This window comes from uncultured Victivallis sp. (assembly GCA_944389935.1).
Classification (GTDB): Bacteria; Verrucomicrobiota; Lentisphaeria; order Victivallales; family Victivallaceae; genus Victivallis.
Genome location: CALXOE010000002.1, coordinates 63943 through 86277, shown reverse-complemented (window position 1 = coordinate 86277; position 22335 = coordinate 63943). Strand labels below are relative to the sequence as shown.

At 58.5% G+C, this 22335-nt stretch carries 20 protein-coding genes; 12 read left to right on the top strand and 8 right to left on the bottom strand.

Annotation, left to right across the window (positions count from 1 at the left end):
• Positions 1–11: 11 nt before the first annotated feature.
• Both Q0J85_RS01190 and Q0J85_RS01185 read right to left on the bottom strand, forming a co-directional pair.
• A complete protein-coding gene (locus tag Q0J85_RS01190) occupies positions 12–1079 on the bottom strand; it encodes a polyprenyl synthetase family protein (RefSeq protein WP_294477460.1) in 1068 nt (355 codons plus the stop codon).
• 26 nt (positions 1080–1105) lie between these two features.
• On the bottom strand, positions 1106–2395 hold the full coding sequence (locus tag Q0J85_RS01185; protein ID WP_294477459.1) for an ATP-dependent 6-phosphofructokinase: 1290 nt from the start codon (positions 2393–2395) through the stop codon (positions 1106–1108).
• Positions 2396–2542: 147 nt separating this feature from the next.
• On the opposite strand from Q0J85_RS01185, the gene Q0J85_RS01180 reads away from it, so the two are divergent.
• Positions 2543–4333, top strand: a complete 1791-nt coding sequence (locus Q0J85_RS01180) for a hypothetical protein (RefSeq protein WP_294477458.1) — start codon at positions 2543–2545, stop codon at positions 4331–4333.
• 181 nt (positions 4334–4514) lie between these two features.
• Here Q0J85_RS01180 and Q0J85_RS01175 read toward each other — a convergent pair whose 3' ends face one another.
• The 4 genes from Q0J85_RS01175 to Q0J85_RS01160 are packed head-to-tail and all read right to left on the bottom strand — an operon-like array spanning position 4515 to position 9121.
• Positions 4515–5972: a hypothetical protein gene (locus Q0J85_RS01175; RefSeq protein ID WP_294477457.1), complete on the bottom strand. Its 1458-nt coding sequence runs from the start codon at positions 5970–5972 to the stop codon at positions 4515–4517.
• Between the two features lie 2 nt (positions 5973–5974).
• The gene (locus tag Q0J85_RS01170) at positions 5975–6499 is read right to left on the bottom strand and encodes an XRE family transcriptional regulator (RefSeq protein WP_294477456.1); all 525 of its coding nucleotides are present in this window, start codon (positions 6497–6499) and stop codon (positions 5975–5977) included.
• Between the two features lie 4 nt (positions 6500–6503).
• Positions 6504–8363, bottom strand: a complete 1860-nt coding sequence (locus tag Q0J85_RS01165) for an FAD-binding protein (protein ID WP_294477455.1) — start codon at positions 8361–8363, stop codon at positions 6504–6506.
• On the bottom strand, positions 8363–9121 hold the full coding sequence (locus Q0J85_RS01160; protein WP_294477454.1) for a 3-ketoacyl-ACP reductase: 759 nt from the start codon (positions 9119–9121) through the stop codon (positions 8363–8365). The genes Q0J85_RS01165 and Q0J85_RS01160 overlap by 1 nt, the downstream gene beginning before the upstream one ends.
• Before the next feature lie 142 nt (positions 9122–9263).
• On the opposite strand from Q0J85_RS01160, the gene Q0J85_RS01155 reads away from it, so the two are divergent.
• From Q0J85_RS01155 to Q0J85_RS01145, 3 genes are all read left to right on the top strand, one after another.
• Positions 9264–10565 (top strand): hypothetical protein, encoded by a 1302-nt coding sequence (locus Q0J85_RS01155; RefSeq protein ID WP_294477453.1) that lies wholly within the window; start codon positions 9264–9266, stop codon positions 10563–10565.
• Positions 10566–10700: 135 nt separating this feature from the next.
• The gene (locus Q0J85_RS01150) at positions 10701–12038 is read left to right on the top strand and encodes a glycine--tRNA ligase (protein ID WP_294477452.1); all 1338 of its coding nucleotides are present in this window, start codon (positions 10701–10703) and stop codon (positions 12036–12038) included.
• Between the two features lie 67 nt (positions 12039–12105).
• Positions 12106–12912: a hypothetical protein gene (locus Q0J85_RS01145; RefSeq protein ID WP_294477451.1), complete on the top strand. Its 807-nt coding sequence runs from the start codon at positions 12106–12108 to the stop codon at positions 12910–12912.
• Positions 12913–12970: 58 nt separating this feature from the next.
• On the opposite strand, the gene Q0J85_RS01140 is transcribed toward Q0J85_RS01145, so the two are convergent.
• Both Q0J85_RS01140 and Q0J85_RS01135 read right to left on the bottom strand, forming a co-directional pair.
• Positions 12971–13318 (bottom strand): Hsp20/alpha crystallin family protein, encoded by a 348-nt coding sequence (locus Q0J85_RS01140; protein WP_294477450.1) that lies wholly within the window; start codon positions 13316–13318, stop codon positions 12971–12973.
• A 17-nt stretch (positions 13319–13335) separates the two neighbouring features.
• Positions 13336–13794 carry an Hsp20/alpha crystallin family protein gene (locus tag Q0J85_RS01135; protein WP_294477449.1) on the bottom strand — a complete coding sequence of 153 codons (459 nt, stop codon included), beginning with the start codon at positions 13792–13794 and terminating at the stop codon, positions 13336–13338.
• 344 nt (positions 13795–14138) lie between these two features.
• Here Q0J85_RS01135 and Q0J85_RS01130 point away from each other — a divergent pair, with 344 nt between their 5' ends.
• The 8 genes from Q0J85_RS01130 to Q0J85_RS01095 all read left to right on the top strand — a co-directional run bounded on the left by Q0J85_RS01130 (position 14139) and on the right by Q0J85_RS01095 (position 22333).
• Positions 14139–15221 carry a substrate-binding domain-containing protein gene (locus Q0J85_RS01130; protein ID WP_294477448.1) on the top strand — a complete coding sequence of 361 codons (1083 nt, stop codon included), beginning with the start codon at positions 14139–14141 and terminating at the stop codon, positions 15219–15221.
• Positions 15218–16648: an endo-1,3-alpha-glucanase family glycosylhydrolase gene (locus Q0J85_RS01125; RefSeq protein ID WP_294477447.1), complete on the top strand. Its 1431-nt coding sequence runs from the start codon at positions 15218–15220 to the stop codon at positions 16646–16648. The genes Q0J85_RS01130 and Q0J85_RS01125 overlap by 4 nt, the downstream gene beginning before the upstream one ends.
• 13 nt (positions 16649–16661) lie before the next feature.
• Positions 16662–17411 carry a prepilin-type N-terminal cleavage/methylation domain-containing protein gene (locus Q0J85_RS01120; protein WP_294477446.1) on the top strand — a complete coding sequence of 250 codons (750 nt, stop codon included), beginning with the start codon at positions 16662–16664 and terminating at the stop codon, positions 17409–17411.
• A gap of 271 nt (positions 17412–17682) precedes the next feature.
• The gene (locus Q0J85_RS01115; protein ID WP_294477445.1) at positions 17683–18474 is read left to right on the top strand and encodes an HAD-IIA family hydrolase; all 792 of its coding nucleotides are present in this window, start codon (positions 17683–17685) and stop codon (positions 18472–18474) included.
• Positions 18467–19933, top strand: a complete 1467-nt coding sequence (locus tag Q0J85_RS01110) for an NAD(P)/FAD-dependent oxidoreductase (protein WP_294477444.1) — start codon at positions 18467–18469, stop codon at positions 19931–19933. The genes Q0J85_RS01115 and Q0J85_RS01110 overlap by 8 nt, the downstream gene beginning before the upstream one ends.
• The gene (locus tag Q0J85_RS01105; RefSeq protein ID WP_294477443.1) at positions 19930–21186 is read left to right on the top strand and encodes an FAD/NAD(P)-binding oxidoreductase; all 1257 of its coding nucleotides are present in this window, start codon (positions 19930–19932) and stop codon (positions 21184–21186) included. Before Q0J85_RS01110 ends, Q0J85_RS01105 begins: the two co-directional genes overlap by 4 nt.
• Before the next feature lie 4 nt (positions 21187–21190).
• Entirely contained in the window at positions 21191–21553 is a 363-nt protein-coding gene (locus Q0J85_RS01100; protein WP_294477442.1) for a DUF1667 domain-containing protein, read from the top strand.
• 21 nt (positions 21554–21574) lie between these two features.
• Positions 21575–22333, top strand: a complete 759-nt coding sequence (locus Q0J85_RS01095; protein ID WP_294477441.1) for a glycerophosphodiester phosphodiesterase — start codon at positions 21575–21577, stop codon at positions 22331–22333.
• Positions 22334–22335: the final 2 nt, after the last annotated feature.

Below are 22335 nucleotides of genomic sequence, written 5' to 3'. Positions count from 1 at the left end.
CTCTCCACAACTTACTTCTCGCGGGTGATCAGATAATCGACCAGTCCGAGCAGATACGTTCGGAACTTGTTCTTCGGGAACTCATTCAGAATCCGGCGCGCTTTGTCCGCAAGATCTTCCGCCTCGGAATTCAAACTCCCGGCCGCACCGGAGTCGACCATGATGCCGCGGACGATATCAAGATCGTGCTGCGTATATTCCCGGCGTCCGAGCATCCGCAGCAGCTGTGTGCGGGCGGCGGGGTCAGCCATCCGGAGTGCGGAGAGCAGCAGCAGTGTCGCCTTGCCCTCGCGCAGGTCGCCGCCGATCGGTTTTCCGAGGGTCTTGAACTCGCCGAAAATCCCGAGGTAGTCGTCGCGCAACTGAAAGGCGTTGCCGGCAGCGAGCGCGAATTCTCCGAGTTTCTTCACCTCCGGCGTTTCGGGGTCGTCCGTCTCGAGCGCGATCATTGCGCCCGCTTCAGCGCAGAAACGCAGCAGCGCGCCGGTCTTGCCCATGAGCATTTCGCGCACCTCGTCGAGCTCGATCGACTCGACCGGACGCAGCGAAAACTCGACGTCGAGCGCCTCCCCGCTGATGAGATCGCGGTTCGCCAGTTCCTGAAACCGGCGCATGAGGCCGACCACCACTTTCGGAGCGACCCCGTGATCAGTCGCCCGCAGCAGCAGGTCGTTCGCCCATCCCTGCTGCACGTCTCCGGTCAGAATCGCGAAGTCGCGCCCCGTGCGCGCAGCCTCGTCCTCCGAGAGTCCGAAACGGCCGCGCACTTCGTTCATGAGCGCGACGTGGCAGGCGGGACGGTTCCGGCGGGTCGGATCCTGGTCGATGATGTCGTCATGGACGAGCGTCCAGTTGTGGCAGACCTCCGCCGCCGCCGCGGGATAGAGCGCCTGCTCCTGCGTTCCGCCGAGCAGACCGCAGCACCAGATCACAATCGCGGGACGCAGCCGTTTGCCGCCGTTGAGCGGATAGTCCAGCGCCGCCGTCCGCAGATATTCGGGACGGATCGTCTTCGGAAAACCATCCGACGCCAGCAGCGCATCGATCGATTTGGAAACTTTTCCAAGTTGTTCCAACATGTTTTCTCCTCCTGAAACACGTAAAATCAGAAACAGGTCGTCGCCCGGACACTCGTCCAGAGCTGGCTGTTCAGGTCGATTTTCTTGCGACGCCGCGTCGCGAGCGAGATCGGCACATGCGTGAAGTTGTCTCCCCAGTGGCCGATCACCATGTCGGTTCTCCCGGCCATCGCGGCATGCACCGCATTCTGCGCGAGCATCGCGCAGAATACCGCGTCGGCGCCGTGGCACGGGCCGCTCCGGACCGCGTAGGAGGTGTCGAAATACTTCACGTTCACTTCGATGTTCAGCTTCTTGAAATATTCGCGGATCTTGTCGCGCAGCAGAATGCCGATGTCGTTGTGAATCAGATTTCCGGAGGCGTCGTGCATCTCCGGCAGATTTTCAAAGAGCTCCTGCCCCGCACCTTCGGCGACGATCATCACGGCGTGATGCTTGCTGTTCATGCGTTCGACGAGATTCGGGAGCAGCGCGTCCGGCCCCTCCCCCTCGAGCGTGAACTTCCGTTCCGGCACGAGACAGTAGTTGATATACGAATTCGCGAGCGCAGCGTATGCCGCGATAAATCCCGAATCGCGCCCCATCACACGCACAAGCCCGATGCCGTTATAAGCCCCCTTGGCCTCGTTGTGTGCCCCGGAGACGAAGTGGCCGCAGGTCGCGACCGCCGTCTCGAACCCGAACGACTTGTCGATGAAACCGATGTCGTTGTCGATCGTCTTGGGGATCGCAATCACGCTGATCGAGAGTCCGCGTCTCTGCGCCTCGATCGCGATCTCATGCGCACAGCGGGCGGTTCCGTCGCCGCCGATGCAGAAGAGCAGATTGATGTTCATGCGCATGAGCGTGTCGACCATCACGGCGGTGTCCTCCTCTCCGCGCGAGGAGCCGAGAATCGTCCCGCCCTGCTCGTGGATGTCGTCGGTGTTCTCGTCGGTCAGCACCAGCGGGGCCAGTTTGCTGGCCGGATTCAGCCCGCGATAGCCGTACCGGATGCCATAGACGATCGGCACCCGATACTGATTGCGCAATGTGCTGGTCAGAAATTTAATCACGTCATTCAGTCCGGGGCAGAGTCCGCCCGCGGTCAGGACTGCCGCCTTGCTCCACGCCGGGTCATGATAGATTTTCGCCCGGGGACCGGCCAGTTCAAACGCGGGGATCGTCTCGCCCTTTCTCACATATTCGGCAAGTTTCACGGCGTCGCTGTCATAAGCCACGGTGGCGTCGTCCGGAATGAACGCCGTCGTCGGGCTGAGCGGAGAATCAAGCAGCCTCTTCCCGAGGCTGGCAATCTGAAAATCACTGCTGTTCATACGAGTCAAATTTCTCCTTTCCGGATGCTGTCATTCACACTCGGGTACTTTAAGATAGTCGTTTCCCGCAGAAATAGCAACCGGAAGAGCTGGATTTTTTCAAACTTTAACACTATATTTGTTAAAAACACCAACTCTGGAGCAGCGATGACAACAGAAACACGCAGGAAGCCCCTCCCCGCCTGGGAGAGCTCCCCCGCGGCCCGGACCGCGGAACGGATCGCCCGGGCGATCTGCGGAGCCGTACTTCCGGGAGCCTTTCTCGCTGCGGCATTCACCTGCGCGCTCGATCTGTTCCGTTCCGGCACCGGTCTTTCCGCCACGCCGGGAATCGCGTTCCTCATCGCCGCTCTGGAAGCGATTCCGGGCGCGATTCTGGTCGGCAGCTGGCGCGAAAAACATCAGATACGCGGAATGCTGCTGCTCCCGGCCGTGCTGTTTTTCCTCTACAGTCTTCTGCCCGGCCCGAAATCGGCGCTGGCGATCTGCGGCATCCTCGCCGGCGGCTACCTCACGGCTCTGCCGCTCCGTTCCGGCACCTGGCGCTTTCTCGCGGGAGGGGCGTTCGCCGGGTCCATTCTTCTGCTGGGGGGAGATCCGTTCCGGGCGGCGCTCTGGCTGATGGTGCTCTTCCCGCTGCTCTTCGCCGCGATGATCCTCTGGGTGAAGGCGCACTGGCTGCTGCGCCTGGCGATGATTCTGCTGCTGCCGCTTTCGACGGTGCTCTTCACCTCCGGAATGCTCGCCCAAAGACCGCCGATCCGGCTCCCCGAGCCGCACGATGTCGCACCGGCGCTCCCCGCGCTGCTCATGGCCAACACCGACTCGACCCGCATCCTCTTTCTCTCGGATCGAAGTTCCCTCATCCCCGGAATCTGGCTCGAAATGCCGTTCGTCGACCGGGTTGAAAGCATCTGGCCTCAGGGAATTTTTCTCAGCCGCTTCGGGAACCCGAAATTCAAACCGCACGAGGGGACCCCGGGACGGGTGCTTCCCACCCTGGATTCCGGATTTCACCTGATCTATGTGGACCAGCTCCCGCGCGGCGGCGAACCGGCGCGGCGCGGACTCGTGCGCAAACTCTGGGAGCTCCTCGATCCCGCCGGCATCCTCGTTCTGCCGAGCGAAAACCGCCTGCTGCTGCCTCTCTCGGCCCAGTGGGCCGTTGTACCGGGATCGGACGGCGGCCGGATCGCCGCCGCGCGGAACGCGGTATCCGCCGACCCCGAACTGCTCGACGCCCGGCTTCAGAAGCTGCTTGCGCCGTTCGGTTCAGAACCGATGATCCCTGCAGGAATCGTCACGGCACTTTACGCCTCCGACGGAACGCCCCCGACGCTCCCGCCTCCCCGGGATCTCCCGGCCGGCGAAATTGCGGAACGGTCGCCGTGGTTTTTCCGGGTATTGATTCCCGTGTTTCTCTGCTACGGGGCGATCCGTCTCTATTTCGGCCGTTTCGGCCGCAATCCGCAGGGATTCGGCCTCATGGAAAATTCAGCGGGATTCGCGCTGCTCGTGCTGACCGCCTGGGACTCGATGTCCGCCGAAGAGCTCTTCACCGGAATTCCCGCCGCCGCAGTCTGGGCCTGTATCGGCTTGAGCGTCATGGCGCTGCCGCTGCGCCCCCGGGCCATGCAGTTTTTCGCGCTGGCAGTGATGCTGCTTCCGGCTGTCTGGCTCATTCCTGAGAGCGTTATGACCGCAGAACCCTCGTGGCTCGTCGTCACCGCCCTCGCCGCGCTCGCGACCGGGAGCATCCGCGCCCGGCTCGCGGCCGAATCCGGATTCCCCCGCAGTTGGGGAACCACGTTCACCGCCGCCGGATGGGTCGTTGCCGGAACGGTTTACACCGTATTTCACCTGCTGCCCGGAGATCCGCTGCTGCCGGCGATCATCACTGCGGCCGTCCTGCGCCTCCCCTGGCTGCTGAAACTCTGAGAAAGGAGCCGCCCTTATGCCGGAACTGCTCAACACCCCGTGTGCGGCGGCGGTTGCAGCCGGAATTCTCTGGGGCGCTCTGATATGACACCTGGTACTCGCGCTGCGCGCAGGCGGTCGCGCTCGGAATCTGCGTGGACGGATTCGTCTCCTGGGGAGCCGAACCGCTCTGGTATCCGATTTAAGCTTCGCGGAGTTTCCGCTTGATCTCTTTCACGCGCGCGCACTCGGGGCGGCACTTGTAGAACTCATCGAGCGGATAGCAGCCGGAAACCATGCCGCTGCGCGGCGCGGTCGTGCAGTCTCCGAACGTGCGGCAGATCCGCTTCGTCTGCAGCGGCCCTCCCTTGAGCGCGTCCGCCGGCAGCTCCGGATAGGCGATGACCATACGGCCGATTCCGACCATGTCGGTTCTGCCCGCGCGGACCGCCGCCTGACCGACCTGCGGCAGAAACTCCTGCAGACAGGTGTAGCCCGAACCGATGAAGATCATTCCCGTCCCCTTGAAGTGCTCCTTGACTTTCGCGACCGCGCCGATCTGCCGCGCCGCGCCGCAGACCGGATCCTCCGGCGGCAGATAACCGTCCGAAACCGGATAGTAGGCCGGACGCTGGAAGTGCGGATTGTAGTAGGGACTGCACACGGTCGTGCAGATCAGCTCCACGCCGAGCGAACGGCAGAGTTCGAGGAACCGGATCGGCTCGGTGAGATCGTATCCGAGTCCCGTGCCGTCTCCGCCGAATGCGTAATGGTAGTTGCCGACGCCGATCCCGTTGCGCTGCATCGGGATTCCGACCTTGTCCGGCCCTTTTTCAAACGGCAGGCAGTCGAAGAGCGAAAAGCGCGTGCCGATCTCCAGACCCGGCACTTCACGGCGGATTCCCTCGACGATTTCGCGGAAGAAGCGGGTGCGGTTCTCGAAGCTGCCGCCGAACTCGCCGGGACGCTCAAAGCCCGAGAGCAGTTCGTGGCCGAGATAACCGTGCGCCATCTTCACGTCGACAAAGTCGAATCCCGCCTCCTGTGCGAGCTTCGCGGCGTCGATGAAGTGGCGGATGATGTTCCGCAGCTCCCCGTCCGAAACGACGTTCGCGGCGCTGCTGTGGAACTTCTCGTCGAGCAGCGGATGGCAGTAGGCCGTGACCGATTCGAGTTTCGCATCGTCGTGCGGATGGCTGTAACGGCCGGAGTGGGTCAGCTGCAACCCGATGAGCAGATCGTCCGCCGTGCCGAATTTCTGCGCGTGAAGTTCGCGCATTTCAGCGCAGAGCGCCTTGAGTTTCGGCATGGTTGCCGGTGTGATCATCAACTGCCGGGTGTTGCTTTTGCCGGACTCCATCACCGCGCACGCCTCGCAGCCGAAGAGCAGTTTCGCGCCGCTCGCGGCGAAGTGGAGCCAGCGGCGGCGGGTCAGTTCCGACGGCGAACCGTCCGGCAGGCAGTCCCACCCCTCCATCGGCAGGATGCACCAGCGGTTGCCGATCCGGCGGCCGTGGTATTCGAGCCCCTGCGCGAGCGGGCTCTCCGGCGCCGGGAGGATCGCGTCATCGACTTCGAGATCGAGATTCAGGTTTTTCAGATGCGCGCGGAACGCCTCCGCGGTTTTGAATGAACTGATTTTGGGATAGTTTTCCGCCATGTTCAGAACCTGTTTTCCTTTCTGATGTGTAGAATCAACAACTCACAATCGGTCAATGCCTCGTAGGTGTGCTCGAGCAGCGCGTCGAACTGGAGCGACTGCCCGGCCGAAAGTTCATGGACCTCGGACGGGAGTGTCAGCCGCAGCGTTCCCTCGAGAATCCAGCAGAGTTCATAGTCGTCCTGATGGATGTTCGGATGCTTCATCCGCGCCCCCTGCTCCGCCTTGCCGTGCAGACAGCGGATGTTCCGGTAGTTGATCTCCCGGAAGAGGAAATCCTCGTTGCGGTGCGCCGTCGCTTTCAGCGGATGCGACAGCCGCGCTTCGGCCAGACTCAGCAGCTCCGCCGCCGTGATGCCGAACACGCGCGCCAGACGGTAGAGCGTATCGAGCTCCGCCCGGGTGCGGTTCCGCTCGAGCTTCGAGATCACCGCCGCCGAGACGCCGCTCCCGGCCGAAACCTCGCCGATGCTCAGTCCCGACCGTTTGCGCAGCTCGCGCAGAATCGTGAAATCGAACTCCGCCATCGGGTCACCCGTAGATCTTCCCGGTGCGGAACTCCGCCCAGACCGTCTCGAACCAGCCGTCGGTCTCCGGGAACGGGCGGCACGGCTCCCAGCCGACCCGCACCCCCTGCGGCGTTACAGTCGTGCCGAGCACCTGCGCCCGGAACGCGGGATTCTCCGGAATCACGGAGTTGTCCGCGCGCAGCACGGCCGCGCTGCCGCGCGACCCCGCCCCCGATGCCGCCTGAAACGCGATCGACTCGAGGTAGATCCACGAGGAGAACGCCAGATGGAAGTTCGTGATCGCATGATCGGTGTCCGCCGCCGGATATCCCTCGCGATCCATCGCGTCGAGCAGATTCCGCGCCGCATCCGCCGCCTCGTCGAGTTTTTGTTGCGGCCGCAGATGGCCCGCGAACGCGGTCATGCGCTCCTGAAATTCGCGCCGGTCGCTCCGCCAGTCGCGCGTGCCGGAGAGACGGCGCAGAAGATCGGCCTCAAGCTGTTTCGCCGCCTCTTCCGCCCGAGGGAAGTCGAGCGTGTTTTCGCGGTATTTCGCAGCGATGAACTCCGCCGCGCGGAAGCCGCCGACCTGCCCCGCGTTCAACGCCGAGCCGCCGGGGCGGGTCACGCCGTGCGAGCCGTTCACCTCCCCGATCGGGAAGAGGTGCGGCACGTTCACGGACTCATACCAGATGTTGCCCGCAAGCCCGCCGTTGTTGTGCTGCGCGCAGACCGCGATTTCAAGTTTCTCTTTGTAAAGATCGATGTTGTGATCCCGGTAAAGTTCGATTGCGCCTAGATTCATCTTCTCGAGTCGTTCGACCGGCGTGCCGAAACAGGCGCCGGATTTCTCGAGATACTCCCGCGCCTCCGCCGAGAGCGCCGCGAAGTCGAGATTTTCCGTGTTCGTCCGGAAGTCGAGAAAGACCCGCCGCCCTTTCTTCACGGTCTCCTCATGGACGAGAAGATCGATCTGCGAGGAGCCGTCCGGGACCTTGCGCACGTCGAACGGCCACTGGTAACCCTTGAGGAAAATCATCGAATTCATCGCATTCGCGTCGCCGTAATGGTCGAGCAGAAATTCGCGCTCGTCCGAGACGCCGTCCGCCGCCGTCGAAACGAAACGCGGCAGCACCTGCATGTAGGTCCCCGACACATTCCAGCGGAAGCGGGTCGAGGCGAGTCCGAACTGCGACTCCGGCAGATTCTGTGCTTTCGCCCCGATCTTCAGCGCGAGCCCGATCGCCCCCATGTGTCCGGCCGGATAGACGCTCGAAGCGTAGAGACCGCCCGGCCCGCCGACAGCGAACACGGTGTTCTCCGCGAGATACGTCTCGAACTCTTTCGTCTCCCGATTCCATGCGACCGCCCCGGCCGCACGGCCGTCAACGGTGACGAGTTCCGCGACGTTGCGTTTTTCGGCGATCTCGACTCCGGCGGCTTTTACAGCCCGGATCAGCGCGAGACACATCTCGCGCGAGGTGTACGGCCCGCAGCTCGTCGCACGCCGCTTCGGATCGTGGTCGGTCTTGTAGCCGACGTACTGCCCGAATTCATCACAGGGAAACGGCACGCCGAGATTCACGAGATTCATGAAACAGCGCACCGACATCGCCGCCTCGACGAGCGCCACGTCCCCGTGGACCGAACCGCCGTCGAACAGCGTCCGGCCGAGCAGCGCCGGGGAGTCCGGCTCCGCGCCGTAAATACCGAGTTTGTAATAGGTCTGTTTGTCGCTGCCGGTATTGATCGAAGTCCCGTTTCTGAGCCCCTCGGAGAGCAGCAGAACGTCGTCCACTCCGAGCGTTTTGAGCCGCAGCGCCGCCGCGAGCCCCGAAGCTCCGGAGCCGATCACGAGCGTGTTGAGTCTGCGCGTCTTCATCACAGCCGCCCGATCTCCATGCCGCCGTCGACGTTGATGACCTGCCCCGTCGAATAGGCGAGATCTCCGCGCAGCAGCATCGCGACCGCCCTGCCGATGTCGGCGGGCTCTCCCCAGCGCGGCTGGAGCGTGAGCCCCTCGGCGATGAGTTTGTCGTATTTCGCCTTGACCACGCTGGTCATGTCGCTCGAGATCACGCCCGGACGGATCTCATAGACCGGCACCCCGAACTCCGCCATCTTCACGGCGAAGAGTTTCGTCGCCATCGCCACGCCCGCCTTGGAGATGCAGTATTCGCCGCGGCTGATCGAAGCGACCGTCGCCGAAACGCTGCCGATGTTCACGATCGTCCCGGCGATCTTGTTTTCCGCAAAATAACGCCCGACCAGCTGGGTCAGGAAGAAAGGCCCGCGGAGGTTGATCCCGAGCACGCGGTCAAAGCTCTCCTCGGTCATCTCGAGGATATCCGCACGCACGAGCGGCGCGACGCCCGCATTGTTCACAAGCGCCTCAAGCGAACCGAATTTTTCGAGAATCCGGGCGAGCAGTTTCCCGCGCTCCTCGTGAATGGAAACGTCGCAGCAGAAGTAGGCGGCTTTCACGCCGTAAGTCGTCTCCAGCTCCCGGCAACGTTCGGTAAACGCGGACTCCTCCTTACGTCCGCAGAACACGACGTTCCACCCTTCCGCAGCGAGTTTCTCCACAATTCCGGCGCCGATCCCGCGGCCGCCGCCCGTCACCAGTGCTGTTTTCGACATGATGATACCTCCCCTGGTTGAGTTTTTCTCAATGCTATATTTTGCCGTAATATATATCCTTGAAGAAACATTGCAAGTAGATTTTCCGAAAAAGTTGACAAAAAGACCTTGAATAACAACCCACACCAAGGAGGATGTTTCGATGAATGACATTTTCACTCCCCCCGCCGCCTCGGAAACCGCCTGCCGGCAACGCGGCGCATTCCGTTCCGCAGCGGTTGAAGCGGCACTCGCCGCCCTGCTGCGGCAGCTCGTCTCCGGACTCAATGTCAGGGCGGGAAAACTGCCGGACAACGTCGACGGCATCGGCGTATCCGTAACCGGTTTCCCGGAGCCGGCGGAGGAGAGTCCGGGCTCTCTGACCGTCACGGCGACGCTGACCGGGAGATCCGGAGACGCCGGATTCCGCAACACCTTTTCGCGGATCGCGACGGCGTTTCCGCGGGAGCACGACGAAGTGCTCGCCGTCCGGTTCAACCGGATCGAACGGCAGAACGCCGGAACTTTCAACACCGTCCTGCACCACGGCGTCCCGAAAACGACCGTGGAGCTCGCGCTGCTCTGCCGGATCGACCTCGCGCGCTCGTATTTTTCCGCGCAGGAAACCGCGGAGACCCCGGACGCCGCCCGGTGGGCGGGAATCCCGCTCACTGCCGTGGAGAACGGCGTCGCCGCCCTGCTCGGTGTCCGCGTCGGGACTCTCGGTGACGTGGAGGAGGAGGATGCCGCCGTCCGCATCACGGGTTCGGCTCCGGCAGAGGATCTGCGGCATCGGGAATTCACGCTGGAACTCGCCGTGCGCGGAGTCGGCAGCTCCGGATTCGGAGAAACTCTCTCGAAACTTCTCGCCCGGCTTCCGGCCGTGAATGTCACAAGCAGAGGAGTTCTCTTCAACGCCGTCTGGCACAGCGGCGGCGACTCTTTTAAAATCGAACGCATTTTCGAGCGTGAATGCGGCAGCGGCACTCTCACGCTGACCGCCAGCGTCGACGTCGCCTCCTCGCAGAGCGCCGACAGCACTCCGGCCCCGGATGCTCCGAACCGGGATGTCGTCGCATTCGATCCGGCGGCGCTCGAACGCGCCCTCGCCCGGTGGCTCGGAGAGAAACTCAATCTCGCGCCGGATCGCGGGATCTGCCGGGGAGAATTCCCTCCGCCGGGATGCGGTGTTTGCCCGGCTGCCGCGGTGAGACTGACCGGAATCGCCTCGGGCAACCGCGCCGCCGGATTCCGGATACAGGCGCAGCTGCAGATCCGGACGCCGCACCGCGATGAGCTTTTTCAGCGGCTGCTCGCCCTCGACGCATGGCTGCCGCGCTACCGGGAAACGCTGGAGAATCGTGTGATCCGGGCGGTCCTGAAACGGGAATTTCAACTCGACTGGCACGAGGAAAACGGCAGAAATCTGCTCGAGGGTGTGCTTGCGCTTGAACTGGTGCTGTGAGTTGCCTTGCTTTTTCATCAAGCGATGTTATATTAAGGAGAGGACGCCTTTTCCGGAAAGCGTCCTTTCTTTTCGTTACTCATTACAAAGAGAGGCCGGACCACGGTTTCTCCGACAACGCTCAAGGAAGAAAAAATGGCCGAAGAAAACGTCAAGAATCAGGAGCTGATGGACAAGCTCGTCAGCCTGTGCAAACGCCGCGGATTTGTATTTCCGAGTTCCGAGATTTACGGCGGCATCAACGGATTCTGGGATTACGGCCCCTACGGCGCCCGGATGAAACGCGCCATCGAAAATCTCTGGTGGCACGAGATGGTCGAAACCCGCGACAACGTCGAGGGGCTCGATTCGACGATCATCTGTCACCCGCGCGTCTGGAAAGCGTCCGGTCATCTCGACCAGTTCAGCGACCTCATGACCGACTGCCGCAACTGCAAATCCCGCTATCGCGTCGACCAGATGGAGGATCCGACCACCTGCCCGAACTGCGGCTCGAAAGATCTGACCGAACCGCGCGAATTCAACCTCATGATGAAAACGTTTGTCGGCCCCGTCTTCGACGAGGAACACGCCGCCTATCTGCGCGCCGAAACCTGCCAGCCGATCTTCGTCGACTTCCACAGCGTGCGGGTCGCGACGCGGCAGAAGATTCCGTTCGGCATCGCACAGATCGGCAAGGCATTCCGCAACGAGATCAACCCGCGCAACTTCACGTTCCGCAGCCGCGAATTCACGCAGATGGAGATGGAGTTCTTCTGCGAAGAGGCTCAGGGCATGGAGTTCTTTGAATACTGGAAAGAGCAGCGGATCAACTACTACAGGAACAAGCTGAAGTTCAAGGACGACTTCTTCCGCATCTACGTCCACGAGAAGCTCGCACACTACGCGAAAGCCGCGATCGACATTGAAGTGAAGTTTCCGTTCGGCTGGGGCGAACTCGAGGGAGTTCACCACCGCGGCACCTGGGATCTCTCGCGCCACAGTGAATTCTCCGGCGAGGACCTTTCGTACATGGATCATGACAACCACCGCAAGTTCATGCCGACCGTCATCGAAACCTCCGTCGGTCTCGACCGCACGATGCTCGCGCTGCTCTCGGCCGCCTACGACGAAGAGAAAGCCGCAACCGCGAAAGAGGGGATGGAGGAGGATACCCGCATTGTGATGCACCTGCCGCCGCTCGTTGCGCCGATTCAGGTTGCGGTGCTGCCGCAGTCGAAGAAGCTCAAGGAGTCGGCCTACGCGCTCTACAAGGAGATCGATCGCCACTTCCGCGCCGAATACGATGACACCGGCAGCATCGGCAAGCGCTACCGCCGGCAGGATGAAATCGGCACGCCGTACTGCATCTGCTACGATTTCGAGTCGGGCAACGACAACTGCGTGACCGTGCGCGACCGAGACACGATGCTTCAGGATCGAGTCAACGTGACGCAGCTGCGCGATTACCTTGAAAAGAAGATCGAAGCGTAAATCAGATTCCCGCGGGAGATCCGGAAACGGGTCTCCCGTTTTTCCTGCAACCGTGGAGGACCGTATCATGAACCGAACCCAGATCGAACAACTTCTCCGGAATCTCTATCACCAGACCGGAGCCGACCGCTTCTTCGATGAGCCGGAAGTGAAAGTTGCGGCGGCGGACGATCCGTTCTTCATCCGCTTCAAGGAGCTGATCGGACCGCACCACTGGACGCCGGACGAAGTGCTGAAACGGAAATTTCCGGAAGCCGAGGCGAAATCGGTCATCTCCTGGGTGCTGCCCGTGAACCGGCAGGCGCGCGAAACGAACCGCGCGGAGACGGTCCGCCCGTCGATCGAATGGGCGGCAGTCCGCAGTTTCGGCGAGATCTTGAACGAGGAGATGCGCGCCCAGATGGCAAGCCTGCTGACGAAAGCGGGTTTCCCCGCGATCGCGCCGCACCTGGAGCAGAAAGCGGTCTATCCGCCGCCGGGGTGGGATGTCAAACACTTCACTTCGAGCTGGTCGGAACGGCATGTGGCTTTTGTCGCCGGGGCGGGGACGTTCGGGCTCTCGGCGAGCCTCATCACGGAGCACGGTGTGGCGATGCGTCTCGGTTCGGTTGTGACGACGCTCGAACTCCCGGCCGACAAACGTCCCTACGGCGACGACCCGTTCGCGTGGTGCATCCGCTGCGGGGCGTGCATCCGGCGCTGCCCGGCTCACGCGATCGGACCGGAATTCAAGGATCGCGACAAACCGGCCTGTGCCCGATACGCGGTCGAACACGTTGCGAAAGATCGCGAAAAGACCTACGGCTGGCTTGATCGGGCACTCGGCTGCGCGCTCTGCCAGACCGGGGTTCCGTGCGAATTTCACCGTCCGTGATTGAAAAGAGAAAAAGCCCGGCAGCCAGTCGACTGCCGGGCTTTTTTGATATGGAACGTTACTGAACCTTGATCCGGTGGACCTTGGCGCGTTCCGCTTTCGGAATTTCGAGTGTAAGAACACCGTCTTTGGTTTTCGCGGTGATGTTCTGAACATCGACGTCTTCGGAAAGGCGGAAGTTGCGTTTAAAGACAACCGGACGCCCATTGCGCTGGAGTGAACTCTTCGCGCTCATCGTCATGATATTGTTGAGAACTTCGATGTCGACGCTTTCTGAGTTTGCGCCGGGGACTTCAAATGTGAGCGTAACCCCCTCGTTGTTCTCCACGATGTCCACGAGCGGAACAATCGTCACCGGTTCCGGCATCGTGCGGACTTCATTTTTTTCCTGCATATCCTTTTCCATGATAATCAGCTCCTCTCTTACTGAACCTTGACCACATGAGCCTTGTCGACATTCTCCTCCTCGCGCGGGAGTACGACGGTGAGAACTCCGTCTTCATAACTTGCGCTTGCCTCATGTCCCCTGACGCGGGCCGGGAGTTTGACTGACTCTTCGTAGCTCATGCTGGAGCGTTCACGGCGGAGATAATGTTTTTCCTCGCCATCGTCATTTTTCTCCTCGGAGCGTTCGGCTTTGACGGTGAGGATGTCGTTGACGACCTCCACATTGATCTCTTCGGCCTTGCAGCCGGGAAGCGGGATCTTGACGGTCACTTCCTTTTCGCCGCACTCCATATCCAGAGGCAGGGCGCCGATCCGGTCCGACAGCCACTCCGGACCGAAATCAGTCGTGGCATCGAACACCGAGCGGAACAGTTCATTGAGTCCGCCGAGCGTAGCGGGCAGCAGCCCGTCGTTCAGATTCCATCTCTGCATCATATTCATATTCATTCCTCCTTCATTTCGACTCTTTCGTGTCGGCGCTGAAAGAGAAAGCATATGCCATGCCAGATTTTTTCATACATGCCGTTCTCCAGAAAGAGGTTCCATCGTGACATTTTGTCCCCTCCTGCGGGAAAAAATGTCCCTCCCCTGTCCCATCGGCTAACGACAACGAATAAAGAATCAAACAGCACCTGAAAGATCTTCTCCTCCATCAGCGGTTGGATGGCCTTTCTAAAAAAATTTATTTTTTTTTAAATAGCTATTGACATTTTGTGAAAGTTTTACTATAATTATAGTACGATACACAGACAAATACAGATAAAAACGATCACAAAAAAATGACACAAACCGCCAACAAGTCAGACGAACTATATGAGCTCCTGCGGGAACAAATCTGCAATCAGAAAAGTGGAGAACGCTTTTTGACTATCCGGGAAATAATGAGCCGATACGCCATCAGCCAGTCCGTAGTGGATCGAACTCTCTCACGACTTCGCCTGGAAGGATTACTCATGGCAACGCGCGGGAAAGGACTTTACATCGGCACCAAGGTGAAAAGCGAACAACTGCCGGAGGGACAATATCTACTGATGTTGCCGCGTTGGCAAAGTTGTGACACCAGCGTATTGATGCAAACCGCAACGGCTATAAATGAAGAAGAAGGATGTCCCCGGATTCGAGTTGAAAAATTCGACTATGAAACAACCATTCCCCACGACTTGGATACACGCATGCGCAGGTCTGCCGGGACAATCATTCTGCCGTCTGCAGGAGATTTTACAAAGTCGGATTATGAGACACTATTTCGCTATGGGGAGATCGGTCCGACTCTGATCCTGGGGCGCTATTTTGATGGATTTGGAATCGGCAGTGTGGTACTCGACGATGGTTTTGCAGCCGCTCTTGCCTTGCATCACCTGGTGCAAAATGGTCATCGTCATGTTGGAGTTCTACTGAATGAACCTCCCAACAAAACCATCAGAGATCGCATTCATGGAGCAGAAAATTACGCAAAGCTCCACAATATCAAATTGGAAATGATTGATTGCGCAATCACTCCAGGAGAAGTAGCACTTTCAAAAACTTACGATAAATTTTGCGAGATCATTCAGCGGGGTTTTGACTTTACTGCTCTACTGGGAATTTCTGGAGGCTCTACTCTTGCCGCAGTGACCGCTTGCAGTAATCACAATATTTCGATTCCACGTGATTTGAGTGTTGTCGCGATTGCGGACGAGGAGTTAACCCGGACAGGATCCCCTCCAATTGATACAGTCGGATCCAATGTTGCCGGTCAACTCATGTTGGCAGTCAAATTGTTGCGACACCCGGAGAAACCGCTTGGAAGTCACAGTATGCAGCCGGAACTGATTCAACGCAAGTCAGTTATTCCACTTTCAACCAAAGGAGATCCTCGATGAAACAACTTTTTTTCGCAGCAATCACCCTATTGGCGTGCGTCCCAATTATGGCTGCACCGAAACTGGAGCAGAGAAATATAGGGAAACCTTCTTTTTCTTTCTCTTCGGATCGGACAAATCGTGATGTCATTGTTCATGTAGTGCCATGGTTCCCTCCGAATACAGGAAACAGAGTTGCTGATTCCACTGATCCCTCCAAAAATCACTGGACTCTGGCTGCTGATGAGACTGATGAAACACGTCGCATCGAACGCCATCTGCTCCGGATGCAGCAGGCAGGGATCGATGTGGTAGCTCTGGATGTTATGGTCCGCAACGGCTGGAAAAAAGGCCATGCGCCCGAATTGGCTATCTGGCATGGCGGACAGACGAAAAAATGGTTGGATGCCATGAAACGTGTTGCACCTGAAATGCGTTTCTGCCTGCAAATAGATCGAGCTGGTGGCTTGCCCCCGTCTGTTGAAGTCTGGGCCCCCGCAATTAAGGCGCTGGAAGAGACCTACGCCAAACATCCCAACTATTATCGGATCAACGGGAAGCCTGTTCTGCTGTCGTTCTTTCTGAATGAAAGGACGCCTGATCAGGTGCTGGAATCTATCCGCAAAGAGTCAAACAGTGATTTTTTCTTTGTCGGGAACATTGTAGAGAACCCGGAAAAGGAACTTGGACCTTTTACTCGTTCTGTCATTAACTTACCGCGCATGCAACAAGCGGTACGAATTTTCGATGCGATTGATCTCTGTCCGCTTGGAGCACACAAAAGTTGGCTGGAAAATAGCTGCGAACAACTTATTCCACTGCTTCGCAAGGAAAATAAGCCTCTCTTCTTGGGTGTCGGCACCGGGTATTATCGTCGAGGAACAGCTTTTATCGAACCAGCATGGAATTATATGCACACGCTGTGGATGATCGCCATGCAAGAACAGGCTGATCATGTGATTATATGGACTTGGAATGATGTTGATGAAGATCATGATATCTTTCCATCAACACTGAAACAGGACGCAGTCCTGGATCTCATGAGTCTCTATATCCAATGGTATAAGACCGGAACCTATCCGGAATTGACCTCAGATCGGATTTTTCTCTCCTGGCCTGTCTGTGATGGTGGTCGCCGCACTGTTGGCGGAGGGGAACATCCAACCTGGCCCAACATGAACTACTTTGCATGGATGACCGAGCTCGCCGAGCTGGAAATACCCGGTATCGGAAAGGTTTCGTTGCAAGAAGGATTGAATGTGGGTCAGATTGGGAAATGTTCTCCTGGTTTACCAAAAGAGTTCCTGCTGCGGCATGGCAACCGCATTGTCGCCCAAGGTTCGGTGGGACCGGCAATGGTGCATTCCACTGAAGAACAGCCAGAAAATATGAAATATTACTGGCGTGAGTTGGTTCTTGATGAGAAAACGGCATCCAAACAGAAATGAACATGAGGTTATTATGTCCAGACTCAAATTTACACTCATCGAATTGTTGATTGTCATTGCGATCATCGCGATTCTGGCTTCCATGCTTCTTCCGGCATTGAATCAGGCCAGACAACGGGCTCATGCAATCTCCTGTACAAATAATTTGAAACAAATCTCCACGGGATTTCAACTCTATACCGGAGATAATAAAGATATGCTGCCAATTGCCGGTCAGAGCAGGTATTATGGTTTTAGCAGGGACGGCTGGCCTGTCAGTTGCGGAAGCTATGTTGGCGTATCATTCACACCGCAACGTTGGCGTCCCAAAACGATATATCTCTGCCCCGGCGACACATCTGGCCTGAATCCAGCAATTTCAACCTCTGAAACGTCTGAATGGGGGACAAAACTCAGCTACGCGATAAATGTGGGTGTCATAGATTGGGTAATCGATCCCAAATCCCGTTGGTTGCGGGCAGGAAACACCGGAGAACACACGGGGTCACCTCGTATCACATCTCTGAAAAATACCAGCCGAATCGTTCTCCTCGGAGAGATGCACAACGATTACGCAACCATTCACAGTTACCATTTCAGTAACATCGCATATAAAGATGCAAATCACGCCTTGCTGGAATCGAATGGCGCTGCCAACGACAATTTTTTAGGATTCCACTCAGGACGTTCAAACTGGGCATTTGTCGATGGTCATGTTGCAGCAATGAAATATTCAGAAACGGCTCGTGATAAAGACTATTGGTGGCCACTTGCTCAAAAGTGAACAGTAAGTTCAGGACAACAAAGGAAACAAAATTTTTCACTTGTCTGTACCTGAACAGCATTCCACGAGAGGAATCAAAGAGTTTGTTACCTCCTCTCCTCCTGCTACCATCGGCGGGGAATCCCGGTGAAATCTGGGATTTCCCGCTTTTTTCTGCTTTTGCGGTTGACTTTCTTCACAACTAAGTTTATATTCAGTAAACTTGAATGTAAACATCATTCTCCGGGAGGCTGCACGCAGCCGGATAAACAAGCAGCAGAGGTGACTGAAGATGGAGAGACAACTCAAATCCGTCCGCATGGTGTTTCTGGATATGGACGGAACGATTTACCATGGCGGGACGCTGTTCCCGACGACGCTGCCGTTTCTGGAATTCCTGCGGAAACGCGGGATCGGATATGCGTTTCTTTCCAACAACTCATCGTACAGCACGGAAGAGTACGTCGCGAAACTGCACCGGATGGGAATCGAAACGACAGCGGAAAATTTCTATACATCCACCTGTTACACAATCGACTTCCTGAAGCGCAACCATCCGGAAATCAAACGGATCCACCTCTTCGGGATGCCCTGCATCCGTCCGGAATTCACAGCCGCCGGATTTGAATTCGACGACGAGACGCCTCAGGCGGTGATCGTGGCATTTCACCGCGCATTTCACTATGACGACCTCTGCCGGACGGCATATCTGCTGCGGAAAGGAATCCCGGGATTCGCAACCCATCCGGACGTCTACTGTCCGACCGATCAGCCGACCTGGCTGCCGGACTGCGGGGCGATCACCCGCTGCCTGGAAGTGTCGACCAACACGAAACTCAAGGTGCTCGGCAAACCCGATCCCGGCATGCTGCGGGAGGCGGCCGCGCGGTACGCAGTACCGGTTGAACAATGCCTCATGGCCGGCGACCGGCTCGCGACCGATATCGCGCTGGGCCAAAACGCGGGAGCGGTCACATGCCACATTCTGCAGCCCGGTGCGGATCTCGTCGTGCCGGAGAACATCCATCCCGATTTTCAGGTGAACAATCTCGGAGAACTTCAAAGGATATGGGAACATGTATGATGCAGTCATTGTAGGTGCCGGAGTATCCGGTGCGTCGACCGCGTGGCAACTGTCGCATTACGACTTGAAAGTCGCGCTGGTCGAACGGTGGGCCGATGTCGGTTTCGGCGTGTCGAAAGCGAATTCAGGAATCATCCACGGCGGATTTCATCACTCTGCCCGGAAAACGCTCAAGGCCCGGCTGGAGATTCTGGGGAATCTGATGTTCGACAAACTCCAGTACGAACTCGATTTCCCGTTTCACCGCAACGGGATCCTCGTGGTGGCGTTCTCGGACGAGCAGATGGTGACCGTGCGGAAACTTTATCAGCAGGGCGTGGAGAACGGAGTCCGCAACCTTGAGATGTGCGGCCGCGACCGGCTGCTCGAACTGGAACCGAAACTGAATCCGGAAGTAGTCGGCGGCTTCTATGCGCCGAACGGCGGAACGATCGAACCGTACCGTTATGTGTTCAGCCTCGTGGAATCGGCGCGCCGGAACGGCTGCGACCTCTTCTGCAATTTTGAAGTCGTCTCCGGAGAACGGAAGAACAACCTCTGGACACTGACCGCGGCGGACGGCCGCACGATCAAGGCGCGGTATGTCATCAACGCCGCCGGGCTCTTTGCCGACAGAGTCTCGGCCGTCTGCGGAGCGGAAGAGTTCAAGATTCATGCGAGAAAAGGCGAGGAGTATCTGCTCGATCGAAACTCTCCGGCGCGGCCGGGTAAGGTGGTCTTTCCGGTTCCGAGCCGGGAATCGAAAGGAATTCTCGTCATTCCGACCGCCGAGGGGACGACCATGATCGGTCCGACCGCCGATCCGGCGGAAGATAAACTCGATACGACCACAAGCGCAGACAACATGCAGAGAATCGTCACGCTCGTAAGCCGCATGGTCAACGGGGTTTCGACCCGGGACGTCATCACCTCGTTCGCGGGATTGCGGCCCGTCCTCGACAGTGAGGACTTCTATATCGACCTGTCGGAGAAAGTCCCTCACTTCGTGCAGGTTGCCGGAATTCAATCGCCGGGTCTCACGGCTTCTCCCGCGATCGGAGAGTATGTGAAAGACCTGCTGAAGAAAGACGGTCTCGAACTTGTCGAAAAAGAGAAGATCGAATACCGCAATCCGCCGCATCATGAACTGCGCAACGAGACTCCGGAAGCTCTCGACCGTCTCCATGCCGACGATCCCGCCTGGACTCACGTGGTCTGCCGCTGCGAGAAGATTTCGGAAGCGGAAATCATCGAGGCCGTGCGCAAGGGACACACGACGCTGGACGGCGTAAAGTTCTACACCCGGGCGGGAATGGGCCGCTGCCAGGGCGGCTTCTGCTCGGCGAAAATCATGAAAATCATCAGCCGCGAGAGCGGCATTCCGATGGAGGAGCTGACCAAAAAAGGCGGAAACAGCCGGCTGCTCGGCGGAAAACTCGGAACAATCAAAGTCAACACGACCCCGGAGGCAGCGGAATGATTCACGATTTTTCTTACGATATCGCCGTCATCGGCGCAGGCGCGGCGGGGCTCGCCGCCGCTGCAGAAACGGCGAAGAGTCCATTTCGGACAGTCGTCATCGACCGCGAAGATCAGCTCGGCGGCATCCTCCGGCAATGTATTCACAACGGCTTCGGGCTGCGCTACTTCAAGGAGGAGTTGACCGGACCGGAATATGCCGACCGGGTGGCGGCACTGGCAGCAAAGCCGAACGTCGAATTCAAAACCGGAACTGCGGTAACAGAAATCAAGCGCTTGCCGGACAACGGGTTTGAGCTTCTCGCATTCTCTGCGGCGGAGGGAGTTTCCCGCATTCGGGCCCGCGCTTTGTTTCTCGGAATGGGGTGTCGGGAACGCAATCGCGGCAACCTCGCGATTCCGGGAAGCCGGCCCGCGGGAATCTTCACGGCGGGGGCGGCACAGAAACTGTTGAACATCGAGGGCATGCTGCCGGGAAAGAGCGCGGTCATCGTCGGTTCCGGCGACATCGGGCTCATCATGGCGCGGCGGCTGCGCTGGAGCGGCGTCGAAGTCAAGGCGGTGGTCGAAATCATGCCGCATCCGTCGGGATTGACCAGAAACGTGGTTCAGTGCCTGAACGACTTCGGAATTCCGCTCTATCTCGAGCACTCGGTCGTGAACATTGCCGGAAGAGAACGGGTTCAATACGTGGAAGTTGCACCGCTTGACAATGGAATTCCCCAGTTGGACCGCCAGTTCCGGATCGAATGTGACACGGTGCTTTTTTCGGTCGGGCTGATCCCGGAAAACGAACTCTCCCGTCAACTCGGAGTGGAGCTGAATCCGGCGACCGGCGGCGCGATTGTCGATGCGAATCTGCAGACTTCCGTCCCCGGAGTATTTGCCGGAGGGAATGTGCTGCATGTGCACGATCTCGTCGACTTCGTTTCGGAAGAGGCGGCCGATGCGGGCCGCTCGATCGTGCATTATCTGGATGGCACGCTCAACAGTCAGGCAAACCCCGTAACCGTTTCCGCAAATCTCAAATATGTGGTGCCGAACAAGTTCAACACTGGTGAAAAAGGGACCTACTCGTTCCGACCGCTCATCGTCAGCGATGCGGCGACGCTTGAGGCCGAACTCAACGGACGTCTCGTCTGGAAACGGAAATTCACCTATGTCAAGCCGGCGGAAATGTTGAAAGTCGAACTGCCGGCCGAGATTCTCAATGAGTCCGGAACGCTTGTTTTCCGCCTGCAGGAGGAGGCGTAACATCATGGAAAAGAAACTGATCTGCATCAACTGTCCGATCGGCTGCCACCTGACGGCGGAGCGCTCGAATGACTCCGATGCGTGGAGTGTCACCGGCAACCGCTGCCCGCGCGGCGAACTTTATGCGCGGAACGAACTGACCGACCCGCGCCGGGTCGTCACCGCGACCGTCCGCTGCAATTCCGAGCTCATGCCGCGCCTGCCGGTCCGGAGCTCCGAGCCGCTGCCGAAACGGTACATCGACGCTCTGCTGAACCGTCTTTACGACATGGAAGTGAAAATTCCGGTAAAAAGGGGCGAAGTTTTGATCGCCAATGTGGAAAATACTGGAATTGATGTTATATTCTCTTGTGATTGCGGGAAATAAACAGGGGGGGCATTTGTCATCATGTCCGTAAAAATCGTTGCACATCGCGGCGAATCGTTCGCCGCACCGGAGAACACGCTCGAATCTTTCACCCTCGCGTGGAGCCGCGGCGCCACCTGCATCGAGGGGGATTTTTATCTCTCGAAAGACGGCGAAATCGTCTGCATGCACGATGACAATCTTCGCCGCACCTGCGGGGCGGATCTTCCGATCTCCGCCCTGACTCTCCCGGAACTCAAACAGTACGACGCCGGAATCTGGAAAGGGGAAGCCTGGCGCTACACCCGGATTCCGACCCTGCGGGAAGTGCTTGAAACCATGCCGGATTACGGTGAGATCTACATTGAGCTGAAAAGCGTCGGCCCGATCGTCGATGCGCTCAAGGCGGTATTCCGGTCCGGTCCGTGGCGTCCGGAACAGCTCACGTTCATCGCATTCGACGAGGCGACGATCACCGAAGTCAAAAAACGGTTTCCCGCTCACAAGGCCTACTGGCTCTGCTGCAACTTCACCAGAAAATCTCCGGAACCGAGGCGGGCGGTATTGTCCCCGGAGGAACTTGCGGCAAAATTAAAGCACCTCGGAGTGGACGGTGTGGACATCTGCGAGTCGGAGTTTCTCTCCCCCGCCTACGCGGAAGCGCTGCATGCGGCGAATCTCGGGTTTCATGTCTGGACGGTCGATGATCCCGCCGTGGCGAAGCATCTGGTCGAGATCGGCGTCGACTCGATCACGACCAACCGGGCGAAATTCATCGCCACAGAACTGGGAATGATTTGACC

Excerpts from the sequence above, each read along its gene's own strand:
- Q0J85_RS01190 (WP_294477460.1), bottom strand. The coding sequence starts at position 1,079 with ATGTTGGAACAACTTGGAAAAGTTTCCAAATCGATCGATGCGCTGCTG.
- Q0J85_RS01185 (WP_294477459.1), bottom strand. The coding sequence starts at position 2,395 with ATGAACAGCAGTGATTTTCAGATTGCCAGCCTCGGGAAGAGGCTGCTT.
- Q0J85_RS01180 (WP_294477458.1), top strand. The coding sequence starts at position 2,543 with ATGACAACAGAAACACGCAGGAAGCCCCTCCCCGCCTGGGAGAGCTCC.
- Q0J85_RS01175 (WP_294477457.1), bottom strand. The coding sequence starts at position 5,972 with ATGGCGGAAAACTATCCCAAAATCAGTTCATTCAAAACCGCGGAGGCG.
- Q0J85_RS01170 (WP_294477456.1), bottom strand. The coding sequence starts at position 6,499 with ATGGCGGAGTTCGATTTCACGATTCTGCGCGAGCTGCGCAAACGGTCG.
- Q0J85_RS01165 (WP_294477455.1), bottom strand. The coding sequence starts at position 8,363 with ATGAAGACGCGCAGACTCAACACGCTCGTGATCGGCTCCGGAGCTTCG.
- Q0J85_RS01160 (WP_294477454.1), bottom strand. The coding sequence starts at position 9,121 with ATGTCGAAAACAGCACTGGTGACGGGCGGCGGCCGCGGGATCGGCGCC.
- Q0J85_RS01155 (WP_294477453.1), top strand. The coding sequence starts at position 9,264 with ATGAATGACATTTTCACTCCCCCCGCCGCCTCGGAAACCGCCTGCCGG.
- Q0J85_RS01150 (WP_294477452.1), top strand. The coding sequence starts at position 10,701 with ATGGCCGAAGAAAACGTCAAGAATCAGGAGCTGATGGACAAGCTCGTC.
- Q0J85_RS01145 (WP_294477451.1), top strand. The coding sequence starts at position 12,106 with ATGAACCGAACCCAGATCGAACAACTTCTCCGGAATCTCTATCACCAG.
- Q0J85_RS01140 (WP_294477450.1), bottom strand. The coding sequence starts at position 13,318 with ATGGAAAAGGATATGCAGGAAAAAAATGAAGTCCGCACGATGCCGGAA.
- Q0J85_RS01135 (WP_294477449.1), bottom strand. The coding sequence starts at position 13,794 with ATGATGCAGAGATGGAATCTGAACGACGGGCTGCTGCCCGCTACGCTC.
- Q0J85_RS01130 (WP_294477448.1), top strand. The coding sequence starts at position 14,139 with ATGACACAAACCGCCAACAAGTCAGACGAACTATATGAGCTCCTGCGG.
- Q0J85_RS01125 (WP_294477447.1), top strand. The coding sequence starts at position 15,218 with ATGAAACAACTTTTTTTCGCAGCAATCACCCTATTGGCGTGCGTCCCA.
- Q0J85_RS01120 (WP_294477446.1), top strand. The coding sequence starts at position 16,662 with ATGTCCAGACTCAAATTTACACTCATCGAATTGTTGATTGTCATTGCG.
- Q0J85_RS01115 (WP_294477445.1), top strand. The coding sequence starts at position 17,683 with ATGGAGAGACAACTCAAATCCGTCCGCATGGTGTTTCTGGATATGGAC.
- Q0J85_RS01110 (WP_294477444.1), top strand. The coding sequence starts at position 18,467 with ATGTATGATGCAGTCATTGTAGGTGCCGGAGTATCCGGTGCGTCGACC.
- Q0J85_RS01105 (WP_294477443.1), top strand. The coding sequence starts at position 19,930 with ATGATTCACGATTTTTCTTACGATATCGCCGTCATCGGCGCAGGCGCG.
- Q0J85_RS01100 (WP_294477442.1), top strand. The coding sequence starts at position 21,191 with ATGGAAAAGAAACTGATCTGCATCAACTGTCCGATCGGCTGCCACCTG.
- Q0J85_RS01095 (WP_294477441.1), top strand. The coding sequence starts at position 21,575 with ATGTCCGTAAAAATCGTTGCACATCGCGGCGAATCGTTCGCCGCACCG.